Genomic DNA, 13221 nt, shown 5'->3' with positions numbered 1-13221 from the left:
ACGCCCCCTTTTTGTTTGTTTCCGCGCCCCGAGAGGCGTCGGTAATCAGCCGAACGGCGCCTCCAGGGAAGGCGAGGGTTCTGTGAACCAGGCCGCGCCGTCCTCGGTGACGTAGAAGTGGTCTTCAAGCCGGATGCCGAAGGCGCCCGGAATGACGATCATGGGTTCGTTGCTGAAGCACATGCCCGGCGCCAGCGGGGTCTTGTCCCCGCGTACCAGATAGGCCGGCTCATGAATGGAAAGGCCGATGCCGTGGCCGGTGCGATGCGGCAGGCCGGGCAGGCGGTAGTCAGGACCCAGGCCGGCGCCCTCCAGCACCCGGCGGGCCACCGCGTCGATCTCTTCGCAGGGCACGCCCGGACGCACGGCGTCGAAGGCGGCCTTCTGGGCGCGGTGCTCCAACTCCCACATGCGGGCCTGGTGGTCGGTGGCCTCACCGAAGCAGTAGGTGCGGGTGATGTCGGCGTTGTAGCCGTCCACCAGGCAGCCGGTGTCTATCAGGACGATGTCGTCTTCAGCCAGCTGTTGGTCGCCGGGCACGCCGTGCGGATAGGATGTGGCCTCGCCGAACTGCACGGCGCAGAAGGAGCTGCCGCCGTCGGCGCCCATGGCGCGGTGGGCGCTGTCGATGAACTGGCGCACTTCGCTGGCGCGGATGCCGGGGGCCAGAATGCGGGCCGCGCGGCGATGGACTTCCAGCGTGATGGCCTTGGCCTCGCGCATCAGGTCCAGCTCGGCCGTCGACTTGATCATGCGGCAGCCGTTGATGACCGGCGAGGCGTCGGCCAGGGTCATGGACCCGGCCTGCTTGCGCAGCTCATTGGCGGTCAGGAACGAGGCGAGGGGATCGAGGCCGACGGTGTCGACGCCCATTTCGCGCAGGACGGCGGCGGTTAGGGCGTAGGGGTTTTCGTCTTCTTCCCAGCTGCGCACGGCGGCCGGGATCTTCATGCCGGCTTCCAGGGAGCCGATCTCGAAGGCCGGGCAGATCATCACCGGCTCGCCCTTGCGGGGCAGGAGCATGGCGACCAGGCGTTCGGTGGCGCCCCAGGCCAGGCCCGTGAAGTAGCGCAGGCTGTGACCGGCGTTGACGACCAAGGCGTCGACGCCATGGTCGGTCATCAGGCGGCGGGCCTTGTCGAGGCGCTGCAGGTGGTCGTCGGCTCCGATCCGTCGCACCCGCTGGGCGGGCGGCGCAAGTTGGGAGAGTTCGATCTGTGCGGTGGAGCCCCCGACGCCCTTGGTCATGCGCGCTTAGCCTTCCTCGACTCGAAACGGTTCAGGTCGAATGGCTGTAGCGCGACCGGCGGCTTGCGACCATCCGCGACCGCAGCGACGATCTCCGCCGTGATCGGCCCCAGGGTAAGCCCCAGGTGCTGGTGACCGAAGGCGTAGAACAGGTTGCTCGCCATATCCGATCTGCCGATGGCGGGAAGATAATCCGGCAGGGTCGGGCGGCAGCCGATCCAGGCGCTGGGCTCGCCGCGGACCGGCAGGCCCAGGGCCTTCACATGCGCCGCCAGGCGGGCCCACTTGCGCGGATCGGGTTTCTGCCCCGCCGTGCCGAACTCCACGAAGCTGGCCGCCTGCAGCCCGCCGGCGAAGCGGGTGACGATCATCGAGCGGTCCTCGAACACGATGGGCGACAGCTCGGCCGGCCAGTCGTGCTCGGTCCAGCGCAGGTGGTAGCCGCGCTCCGCGATCAGGGGTGTGCGATGGCCAAGATCGGTCATCAGGCGGGCGGAGCCGACGCCCGCCGCGACCAGGATGATGTCGGCCGTCAGCGTCGAGCCGTCGGCAAGGTGCGCCGTGGCGACGCCGTTTTTCTGGGACAGGCACTCCACGCGGCTGGCGACCACCTCGCCGCCCGAAGCGCGGAAGGCCGCCTCGAGCGTGTCGGCCAATTGGCCAAGATCGGAGACCTGCGCGGTGCCGGAGAAGCGGATGCCGTCCACCGGGCGGTTGCGGGTCAGGCCCCAGAGGTTGTCGAGGGTCGCTTCCGGTAAGGGCTGGACGCGGGCGGTGCCGGTGTCGGCGGCGCTCCACGCGGTGCGGCCTCGGCTGGCGGTCTGTTCGGACTCCCAGACCAGCAGGTGCCCGGCCTCCGACAGCAGGTCGGGGCGGCCGATGTCCTTGGTCAGGCGACGCCAGGCGGGCAGGGCGTGCAGCAGAAGAGAGCTGAGCGCCTCGGCGCCCGACGCGAAGCTTTCCTTGCGCGCGGCGGCGATGAAGCGGCTGGCCCAGGGCAGGAAGACGAGGGGCGCGCGCACGTCCAGCGCGCCGCCGCGGGCGAACCAGCGGCGCGGCGCGGAACGGATGCTGGGCCAGGAAGCCAGCGGCTCCACCTGTTCAACGGCGATGTGGCCGGCGTTGCCCAGCGAGGCGGCCGAACCGTCACAGGGATCGACGAGGGTCGTGGCGAGGCCGAGCTGGCGCAGACGAAAGGCGCTGGCGGCGCCCACGACGCCCCCTCCGATCACCAGTGCTGATTTAGCCGTTCGAGGCACCTTGCCATCCGTCCCGTCTTCGATATCGTATACGGTAGACGATCTTGAAGGAGAAACAAGTGTCTTCCACCTGCGACTGGTCCGGCGTCATCCCGGCCGCCACCACTCAGTTCACCCCCGACCTGGCGGTCGATCTGGACGCGACACAGCAGGTTCAGGACGGCCTGATCAATGACGGCGTCAACGGCCTGATCATCATCGGCACCGTGGGCGAGAACAACTCCCTCGAGCCGCAAGAAAAGCGCGACGTCGTGCGTTCCGCCGTGGAAACGTCCAACGGCCGCATCCCGGTGATCGCCGGCTGCGCAGAACTGACCACCAGCCGCGCCGTGGCCTTCGTGAAGGACATGGAAAAGATCGGCGCCACGGGCATCATGCTGCTGCCGGCCATGGTCTACGTCCCGACCGAGGAAGAGCTGCACGCCCACTTCCGCACGGTGGCCGAGGCGACCTCGCTGCCGATCATGCTCTACAACAACCCGCCGGCCTACCGCACCAGCGTCTCCATGAAGACCCTGGCCTCGTTGGCTAACGTGCCGAACGTGGTGGCCGTGAAGGAAAGCGCGCCGGATCCGCGTCGCTTCACCGACCTCTATAACGAGTTCGGCGATCGCTACACCCTGTTCGCCGGCCTGGACGACGTGGCCTTCGAAGGCCTGCTGCTGGGCGCCCAGGGCTGGGTCTCGGGCCTGACCAACGCCTTCCCGCAAGAGTTGCTGGCCCTGGTGGCCGCGATGAAGGCCGGCGATCTGGTCCGCGCCCGCGAGATCTATCGCTGGTTCATGCCGCTGCTGCACCTCGACGCCGACCATGACCTGGTCCAGTCGATCAAGCTGGCCGAACAGATCATGGGTCGTGGTTCGGAGCGCGTGCGCATGCCGCGTCTGCCGCTCAGCGGCGCTCGTCGCGAGCAAGTGACCAAGATGGTCGAGCGCGCGGCCGAGACTCGTCCCACCCTGGCCAAATAAGCAACTTAATAGAGTTGGGAATGCGCCACATTTTCTTCTGCATCGACGGCCATACGGCCGGAAACCCGGTCCGCCTCGTGGCGGGCGGCGCGCCGCTGCTGCGCGGCGGATCCATGAGCGAGCGGCGGGCCGACTTCCAGGCCCGTTTCGACTGGATCCGCACCGGCCTGATGTATGAGCCGCGCGGACACGACATGATGTCCGGCGGCTTCCTCTACCCGCCGACCCGGCACGACACCGATGTCGGGGTGCTGTTCATCGAGACCAGCGGGTGCCTGCCCATGTGCGGGCACGGCACCATCGGCATGATGACCTTCGGCATCGAGAACGGCCTGATCCAGCCCCGCGAGCCGGGCAAGCTGAAGGTCGAGGTGCCGGCCGGCGTCATCGACATCGAATACGGCTGCGAAGGCCAGAAGGTCACCTGGGTGCGCATCCGCAACGTGGCCAGCTATCTGGCGGCGGAAGGCATCGAGATCGACGTGCCGGGCTTCGGCCCGCTGAGCGTCGACGTCTCCTACGGCGGCAACTACTACGCGATCATCGAGACCCAGGGCGCCTATACCGGCCTGGACGATCTCGGCGCGGCCAAGATCCAGGAGCTGTCGCCGATCGTCCGGAAACTGGTCCGCGAGGTCTACGAGCCGGTCCACCCGCTGGACCCCACCATCCGCGGCGTCAGCCACGTGCTTTGGGCCGACAAGCCTAAGGGCGAGGGGGCGGACGGCCGCAATGCGGTCTTCTACGGCGAGCGCGCCATCGACCGCAGCCCCTGCGGCACCGGCACCTCGGCGCGCCTGGCCCATCTGGCGGCCAAGGGTCGGCTGAACGTCGGCGACCGCTTCGTCCACGAAAGCTACATCGGAAGCCGTTTCATCGGCCGTGTCGAGGCGGCGACCGACCTGGGCGGCAAGCCGGCGATCATCCCCTCCATCGAGGGTTCGGCGATCTCGACCGGCTTCAACCAGATCTGGATCGACCAGGCCGACACGTTCTGGAATGGCTTCGTCGTCACCTGACGCGTCAGGCCGCCTGGACCAGCTCGGTTTCGACCCAGTTGGTCCGGCGCCAGGCGTTCGGCGTCGCGCCGACCTGTTTGCGGAACAGGTTGGAGAAGTGCGCCTGATCGGCGAAGCCGCAGGCCACGGCGATCTGGCTCAGCGGCTCGTGGCTGCTCAGCATCAGGCGCTTGGCCCGTTCCACCCGGCGGCGCATCACATAGGCATGGGGCGTTTCGCCGAAGCTGTCCTTGAAGGCGCGGCCGAAATGGCCGCTGCTCAGGCGAACCAGGGCCGCCATGCTGTCGATGGTGATGCCGCCATCCAGACCTTCCTCGATGAAGGCTTCGACCTTTCTGGCCTGCCATGGCGCCAGGCCGCCGCTGGCCGCGGCCCGCTTCTGCGTCGCCGCTTCACCGTTCAGCAGAGCCGCGACGCGGGCCACATAGCCGCGAGCCGCCTCAAGGTCCGACCCGAGCGTCTTCTGGGCGTTGGCCAGCAGTTCGGCGATAACCGGCGCGCCGGCGGCCGGATAGGAAGCGAAGGTGGAGGCGGAAGCTTGGTAGGTCATCTCGTCATCTCCTGCGGCGGGCGGCCGGTGTTGCGATGACGTCAGACTGCGGCTTGACAGGATGTCGCACCATTCAACCTAGGTGGGGTCGAGCTACGGCATTGGTCTAACCAACCTATACTTCGGTTTAAGGCAGGCGATCAGCGTGACTCGACCCCTTTCCCGGCAAGGGGTTTCCCGCCAGATTACCGGCAGGAGTTGGGTCATGAATCTGAGCGTGTCAGCCACGGATCGGTCGCGGGTGTTCGTCGTTGACGACGACGCCTCGATCCGCGCGTCGCTGGACAGCCTTCTGCGCTCGGTCGGCCATGTGGTGGAGACCTACGGCTCGGCGCTGGAGTTCCTGCAGCATCAACGGCCGGACGAGGCGGCCTGCCTGGTGCTGGATGTGCGGCTGCCAGGGATCAGCGGTCTGGACTTCCAGGCGCAGCTCGCGGCGCTGAACATCGACCTGCCGATCATCTTCATGACTGGGCACGGGGACATTCCCATGACCGTGCGGGCCATGAAGGCCGGGGCGGTCGACTTCTTGGCCAAGCCCTTCCGCGACCAGGACATGCTCGACGCCGTGGCCGCCGCCATCGAGCGGGACCGCAAGCGCCGCCAGCAGGCGGACGCGGTGGCTGACCTGCGGAGCCTGCACGCCGGCCTCACTCCGCGCGAACGGGAGGTGATGGCGCACGTGACCGCCGGGCTGATGAACAAGCAGATCGCCCACCTGATGGGCCTGAGCGAGATCACAGTGAAGATTCACCGCGGCAACATGATGCGAAAGATGGAGGCGGCCTCCGTCGCCGATCTTGTGCGGATGGCCGAAGCTCTCGGAGTCGAGGCGCCCCAGGGCTGAGGTCCTGAGAAGCAGGGTTAACAGAACGATATCTATGATTTCATCGGCTTCGCCCCAGGCGAATCTAAAGCCTCGTGAATTTAGATAATTGCGGCTTTACTCTATTTGTGCCGCACATCAGGACATCGGCGCAAATATTAAACAGTCGATCGTCCCTATTATTGGATATGGCGGGTAGGGGCCGGCGAGATGCGGTGATCATCAGGGATTGGTCGCCCACCTTCTTTTAAATTCAGGCGGCTTTTCTCTCGAATTTCCCAGTGATCGCTTATTTCGTAACAAATTGGAAAGGGTGATGTGGGTAGTGGGCAGTGGGGGATAGCGCTCTTAGGTGGAGTGTGCCCGCCGAATTTGTTGTTTTGGGCCACAGAACGTCGCTCGCGCTACTGGACTAGGAAAACGGTCACATGTCGCTCACCTCTGCTCTCAGCACGTCGCAGCTGGCTAACGCAACCGCGACGATGGTCAACGGCTGGTCCGTCACGGACATCCAGGCGCTGAAGGCGACACAGCTTGGCGCGCTCGGCGCGACGGGCGTGGCGGCCTTGGCGACCACCCAGGTGGCCGCGCTTACGACGACGCAGATCTCGGGGCTCAAGGCTGACCAGATCAAGGGGCTGGCCAATACGGTCACCTTCACCGGCGAGCAGCTGGCGGTCTTCAACACCAGCCAGATGGGCGCGCTGACGACGACGCAGGCCGCCGCCTTCACCGCCACGCAGCTGGATGGTCTGAGCGCTTCGCAGATCGGCGCGCTGTCGACGACGAACCTGTCCGGTCTCGACCAGACTGAAATTCAGAGCCTGACGACGGATCAGATCAAGGGGCTGAGCGCGGCGCAGATGAACGCGCTGTCGGCCACCGATGTCGGCGAGTTCACCACCGCGCAGGTCGGCGCCTTCAGCGCGACGCAACTGAGCAATCTTTCAACGACCGGCTTCTCGGCGCTGAGCAGCACTCAGGTGCAGTCGCTGAGCGACGATCAGCTCAAGGGCATCACGACCCAGCAGGTCGGCGGCCTGAGCAAGGCCGACGTCGGCGAGTTCTCCTCCGCGCAGATTTCCAAGCTTTCGACCGCGCAGCTCAACAGCCTGACCGCGACCGGCGTCAGCGGGTTGAGCACGACCCAGGTTCAGGGGCTGACGGCTGCTCAGATCGGCGGCCTGTCGGCGGCCAACCTGTCCGCGCTGGATGAGACCCAGGTCAGGTCTCTGAGCGAGACGCAGGTCCGTGGCCTGACGACGGCCCAGCTGAGCAAGATGTCCACGACGGACTTCTCGGAGTTCGGCGTGGCTCAGGCCTCCGCCCTGACCGCCAGCCAGTTGGGCTCGCTCTCGAACGCCAACTTCTCGGCCCTGACCTCCACCCAGGTTCGTGGGCTCGACGAGACCCAGGTTCGTGGCCTGACGGCCGCGCAACTGGGCAAACTGACGGCCACCGACATCGGTGAATTCGGCACGACCCAGATTTCGGCCCTGACCTCGACCCAGCTGGGCAAGCTGTCCACGGCCGCGCTCAGCGCGATGGATTCGACCCAGGTCAGCGCGCTCAGCACCGACCAGATCAAGGGCCTGACCGCCGGACAGTTCGGCGCCCTGTCGGCGACCGACATGTCCGAGTTCACGACCACCCAGGTCGCCGGCCTGACCAGCGCGCAGCTCGGCGGCATCAATGCGAGCGCTCTGACCGGTCTGACGGCCACGCAAGTCAAGTCGCTGGGCGTCGATCAGTTGAAAGGCCTGACCTCGAAGCAACTTCAGGGGCTTAGCGGCGCGGACCTGAATGAATTCTCGGCCACCCAACTGGGCAGCCTGAGCGCCGCTCAAGTGGCGGGCCTTACGACGACCGCGCTCAGCGCGATGGACACCACCCTGGTCCAGGGCCTGACCTCGACCCAGGTCGGCAAGCTGACGACGCAACAGCTGTCGGCTCTGAACGCGACCCAGGTCGGCTCGCTGAGCACTGACCAGATCAAGGGCCTGACGACCGCTCAACTGAGCGGTCTGAGCAAGAACGCCACCGATTTCGGCGAGTTCACCACCACCCAGGTGGGCAGCTTCTCGGCCGCGCAACTGGGCGCCCTGTCCAACACCGCGCTTTCCAGCCTGAGCCAGACGCAGGTTCGCGGTCTCGATGAGACCCAGGTCCGCGGTCTGACGGCGGCGCAGCTCGGCGCGATGTCGGCGACGGACTTCGGCGAGTTCTCGGCCACGCAGATCAGCGCTCTGAGCACCACCCAACTCAAGTCCGTCAAGGCGACCGCCCTGGCTGAACTGAGCGCCACCCAGTTCAACGCGCTCACCGCGGACCAGCTCAAGAGCCTGTCCACCGCTCAATTCAGCGCCCTGACCGCGACGGATGTGTCCGAGTTGACCGCCACTCAGGTCTCTGGCCTGAGCGCCTCTCAGCTGGGCGGCCTCAGCGCGACGTCGCTGGCTGGAATGAACGCGACGCAGGTCAAGTCGCTCGACGCCACCCAACTGAAGGGCCTGACCTCGAAGCAACTTCAGGGTCTCAGCGGCGCCGACCTGAACGAATTCTCGGCCACCCAGATTGGCAGCCTGAGCACCACTCAGCTGGCCGGCGTGACGACCACCGCCCTCAGCGCGATGGACACCACCCTTGTCCAGGGCCTGACATCGACCCAGGTCGGCAAGCTGACGACGCAACAGCTGTCGGCGCTGAACGCCACCCAGGTCGGCTCGCTGAGCGCGGATCAGCTCAAGGGCCTGACGGCCGCGCAACTGGGCGGTCTGAGCAAGAACGCCACCGATTTCGGCGAGTTCACCACGACCCAGGTGGGCAGCTTCTCGGCGGCGCAACTGGGCGCCCTGTCCAACACCGCTCTTTCCAGCCTGAGCCAGACCCAAGTTCGCGGTCTCGATGAGACCCAGGTGCGCGGCCTGACGACGGCGCAGCTCGGCGCGATGTCGGCGACGGATTTCGGCGAGTTCTCGGCGACCCAGATCAGCGCTCTGAGCACCACCCAACTCAAGGCCGTCAAGGCGACCGCCCTGGCTGAACTGAGCGCTACCCAGTTCAACGCGCTCACCGCGGACCAGCTCAAGAGCCTGTCCACCGCTCAATTCAGCGCCCTGACCGCGACGGATGTGTCCGAGTTGACCGCCACTCAGGTCTCTGGCCTGAGCGCCTCTCAGCTGGGCGGCCTCAGCGCGACGTCGCTGGCTGGAATGAACGCGACGCAGGTCAAGTCGCTCGACGCCACCCAGCTGAAGGGCCTGACCTCGAAGCAACTTCAAGGGCTTAGCGGCGCGGACCTGAATGAATTCTCGGCCACCCAACTGGGCAGCCTGAGCGCCGCTCAAGTGGCGGGCCTTACGACGACCGCGCTCAGCGCGATGGACACCACCCTGGTTCAAGGCCTGACCTCGACGCAGGTCGGCAAGCTGACGACGCAACAGCTGTCGGCGCTGAACGCCACCCAGTTCGGCGCACTGAGCACCGATCAGCTCAAGGGTCTGACGACCGCGCAGCTGACCAGCCTGAGCAAGAACGCCACCGACTTCGGCGAGTTCACCACCACCCAGGTGGGCAGCTTCTCGGCCGCGCAACTTGGCGCCCTGTCGAACACCGCCTTCTCCGGCCTGACCCAGACCCAGGTCCGTGGTCTCGATGAAACCCAGGTCCGCGGCCTGACGGCGGCGCAGCTGAGCAAGCTGTCGGCCACCGATATGGGCGAGTTCGGCACCACGCAGCTCGCGGCCTTGACCACGGCCCAGATGAAGAGCCTGTCGACTTCGTCGCTGAACGGCCTCGCCGTCACCGAGGCGCAGTCGCTCTCGGCCGATCAGCTGAAGGCGCTGTCGGCCGCGCAAATCGGCGCGATGGACGTCTCCAAGCTGAGCGCCACCCAGATTTCGGGCCTGGCCAACACGCAGGTCGCGGCCATCAACGCGACCAATCTGTCGGCGCTCAACGCGACCCAGATCCGGTCCATCGATCCGGCTCAGCTCAACAAGCTGACGACGTCTCAGCTCAACAAGCTGGACGCCACCGATATCGGCGAGTTCACCGCCACCCAGTTCGCGGCCCTGAGCGGCAGCCAGATCACGGCCCTGTCCACCGGCGCCATGAGCGGCCTGAGCCAGACCCAGATCCAAGGCCTGAGCGCCGACACGATCGGCAAGCTGAGCACGCAACAGTTCCAGGCCCTGAGCGCCACGCAGGTCGGCCACCTCTCCGCCACGCAGATCGAAGGCGTGAAGGCGACCCAGCTGACCAGCCTGAGCGCGACGGAGTTCGGCGAATTCACCGCGACCCAGATCGGCGGCATGTCGGGCGCTCAGCTCGGCGCGCTGTCCACCTCGGCGCTGTCGTCGCTGACCCAGACCCAGGTGCGCGGCCTCAACGAGACGCAGGTTCGCGGCCTGACCACCGCGCAGCTGAACAAGCTGTCGGCGGGTGACATCGGCGAGTTCGGCGCGACCCAGATCGCGGCCCTGAGCGACACCCAGCTCAAGAACCTGAGCTCCACGGCCCTGAAGGCCTTCGACAAGACCCAGATGGGCGCTCTGACCGCTGATCAGGTGAAGTCGCTGACCTCGGCGCAGCTCGGCCAGTTCAACGCGACCGACGTCGAAAAGCTGACCACGACCCAGATTGGCGCGCTGGCGGCCAACCAGGTCGCCGGCCTGACCGGCACGGCGGTTTCGGCGCTGGACAGCACGCAGTTCGCGGCCCTGTCGACCACGGCGGTCAAGAGCCTGACCACCAAGCAGCTGTCGAACCTGTCCGCGACGGACATCGGCGAATTCACGGCCGTGCAGTTCGGGGCGCTGTCGGCGGCCCAGCTGGGCAGCCTGTCGGGTCTGTCGGAAGTCAGCACGACCAGCCTGGACGGCCTGTCCGCGACGCAGGTCGGCGCGCTCAGCGCTGGTGGCCTGACCTCGCTGAACGAGACCCAGATCCGCTCGCTGGACAACACCCAGCTGTCGGGCCTGACCGGCGCGCAACTGTCGGGCCTGAAGGCCACCGACATGGCCGAATTCAGCGCCACGCAGATCAAGTCCCTGACCTCGACCCAGGTCGGCCAGCTCGGCGCCACCAACTTCGGCGCCCTGAGCCAGGCCCAGGTCCAGGCGCTTGATGTCGGCCAGATGGCCGGCGTCACGACCACCCAACTGAAGGCCCTTTCGGCCACCGACTTCGGCGAGTTCACCTCCACGCAGGTGGGGGCGATGACGGGCTCGCAGCTCGGCGCTCTGTCGACGACGAACTTCGTCAGTCTGTCTCAGACGCAGGTCCGCAGCCTGGATGCGACGCAGGTCGCGGGTCTCACGACCTCGCAGATCAACGCCCTGTCCAGCACTGAGTTCGCCGAGTTCGGCGCGGCCCAGATCGCGGCTCTGACCGACAATCAACTGAAGAACATCCGCAGCGACGCCTTCAGCGGCCTCGACACCACCCAGGTGGCGGCGCTGACGACGGATCAGCTGAAGAACATCTCGTCGGGCCAACTGAAGGGCCTGACCGGGACGGATCTGCAGAAGTTCTCCGTCGCCCAGCTCGGCTCCCTGGCCGGCAACCAGGTCACTGGCCTGACGGGTACGGCGATCTCCGGGCTGGATGCGACCAAGTTTGCCTCCCTGTCGACCACCGCGGTCAAGTCGCTGACGACGGATCAGCTGAAGGTCCTGTCGGCCACCGACGTCGGCGAGTTCTCGGCGGCGCAGCTCGGCGTGCTCTCCACCAGCCAACTGGGCTCCCTGTCCTCGCTTACGGAACTGAGCGCGACCCAATTGGACGGCCTGTCGTCCACGCAGATCGGCGGGCTCGGCGCGACCAACTTCGCGACCCTGAACCAGACGCAGGTCCAATCGCTGGACGCCACGCAACTCAGCGGGCTCACGGCCGCTCAGATGAAGCAACTGAGCACCACTGACCTCGCCGAGTTCACGGACGCTCAGATCGATGGTCTGGCGGGCACTCAGCTGGCTGGCCTGACGGGCGCCAACCTGTCGGCTCTCAACCAGACCCAGATCCAGGGCCTCGACGCCGATCAGGTGAAGGCGCTGACCACCGCCCAGTTCTCGCAACTGAGCGCCGCGGATGTGGCTGAGTTCACCACCACCCAGATCGCCGGCCTGGCGACAACGCAGATCAGCGCGCTGTCCGCTACGGCTGTCTCCGGCCTGTCCGCCGCGCAAGTCGGCGCCCTTGGAACCGATCAGGTGAAGGCGCTGACCACCAGCCAGATGGAAGGTCTGTCGGCGACGGATGTGGCTGAATTCTCCGCCACCCAGCTCGGCGCCCTGTCCACCGGCCAGGTCGCTCGCCTGACGAGTGATCAACTGGGCTCGCTGACCGCCACTCACCTTGACGGTCTGAGCGCCACTCAGGTGGGCAGCCTGAACAAGACGGCCCTGTCGGGTCTGAGCCAGGCTCAGGTCCGCTCGCTCGACGCCACGCAGCTGGGCGGTCTGACGACTGGTCAGGTGCAGGGCCTGTCGGCGACCGACTTCGCCGACTTCTCCACGACGCAGATCAAGCAGCTCTCGGCCGAGCAGCTGGGTTCGCTGAGCACCACCAACCTGAACAGCATCGACTCGGCCACCTTCGGCAGCCTGTCGACCACGCAGATCCAGGGCCTCAGCGGCACGCAGCTGGTCAACCTGACCTCGACCGACATGGGCGAGTTCAGCACGACCCAGATCGCTGCCCTGACCACCAGCCAGATCAAGAACATCTCCGGCGCCAACCTGTCCGCCATGGACAGCACGCAGTTCCGGTCGCTCTCGACTGAGCAGGTGCAGGCTCTGAGCCTGGTGCAGATCGGCAGCCTGAGCGCGGGCGACGCCGGTGACTTCACCACCGCCCAGATCAGCGCCATGGCCTCGACCCAGGTCGGCCGTCTGGACGGCGCCCTGGTCTCGGCCCTGAACAGCACGCAAATCCAAGCCCTGGCGGACACCCAGATCGCCGGCCTGACCAGCAGCCAGACCAAGGAACTGAGCATCACGGACATCCGTGAGTTCCAGCCGGCGCAGCTTACGGCCATCAGCGCGACCGCCTTCGCGGGGGTGAGCTCGACGGCGATCGCGGCGATGACCACCACGGACATCGATGCGATCTCGGCGACCCAGATCGGAGCTCTGACGCAAACCCAGATCGGGGCGCTGACCACGACCAACATCGCCTCGATGAGCGCGGCTCAAGTCGCGGGGATCCAGAACGATCAGGTCCAGCACTTCAATACCGAACAGCTCGGCGCTCTCTTCGGACCGCACTAAGCACTTCGGAACTTGAACGAGATTGGGCTGGTCATGACCTCATGATCGGCCCATTTTCTCTTTGCATATCAATGCCCTGA

General features: G+C 66.4%; 7 protein-coding genes. 4 read left to right on the top strand and 3 right to left on the bottom strand.

The features are described from left to right. Positions 1-45: 45 nt before the first annotated feature. Together ABOZ73_RS03380 and ABOZ73_RS03375 are read right to left on the bottom strand one after the other, a co-directional pair. A complete protein-coding gene (locus ABOZ73_RS03380; protein WP_369060713.1) occupies positions 46-1248 on the bottom strand; it encodes a M24 family metallopeptidase in 1203 nt (400 codons plus the stop codon). Continuing rightward, entirely contained in the window at positions 1245-2462 is a 1218-nt protein-coding gene (locus ABOZ73_RS03375; RefSeq protein WP_369060711.1) for an NAD(P)/FAD-dependent oxidoreductase, read from the bottom strand. Before ABOZ73_RS03375 ends, ABOZ73_RS03380 begins: the two co-directional genes overlap by 4 nt. Positions 2463-2566: 104 nt before the next feature. On the opposite strand from ABOZ73_RS03375, the gene ABOZ73_RS03370 reads away from it, so the two are divergent. After that, the gene (locus ABOZ73_RS03370; RefSeq protein ID WP_369060709.1) at positions 2567-3475 is read left to right on the top strand and encodes a dihydrodipicolinate synthase family protein; all 909 of its coding nucleotides are present in this window, start codon (positions 2567-2569) and stop codon (positions 3473-3475) included. Positions 3476-3495: 20 nt separating this feature from the next. Beyond that, positions 3496-4494, top strand: a complete 999-nt coding sequence (locus ABOZ73_RS03365; protein WP_369060707.1) for a 4-hydroxyproline epimerase — start codon at positions 3496-3498, stop codon at positions 4492-4494. 4 nt (positions 4495-4498) lie between these two features. Here ABOZ73_RS03365 and ABOZ73_RS03360 read toward each other — a convergent pair whose 3' ends face one another. Beyond that, entirely contained in the window at positions 4499-5044 is a 546-nt protein-coding gene (locus ABOZ73_RS03360; RefSeq protein ID WP_369060706.1) for a helix-turn-helix domain-containing protein, read from the bottom strand. A gap of 205 nt (positions 5045-5249) precedes the next feature. Here ABOZ73_RS03360 and ABOZ73_RS03355 point away from each other — a divergent pair, with 205 nt between their 5' ends. Continuing rightward, a complete protein-coding gene (locus tag ABOZ73_RS03355; protein WP_369060704.1) occupies positions 5250-5891 on the top strand; it encodes a response regulator transcription factor in 642 nt (213 codons plus the stop codon). Positions 5892-6298: 407 nt separating this feature from the next. Next, on the top strand, positions 6299-13141 hold the full coding sequence (locus ABOZ73_RS03350) for a beta strand repeat-containing protein (protein WP_369060703.1): 6843 nt from the start codon (positions 6299-6301) through the stop codon (positions 13139-13141). Positions 13142-13221 lie beyond the last annotated feature (80 nt).

This window comes from Caulobacter sp. 73W, assembly GCF_041021955.1.
Taxonomy (GTDB): domain Bacteria; phylum Pseudomonadota; class Alphaproteobacteria; order Caulobacterales; family Caulobacteraceae; genus Caulobacter.
This window is presented reverse-complemented; position numbering and strand designations above follow the sequence as displayed.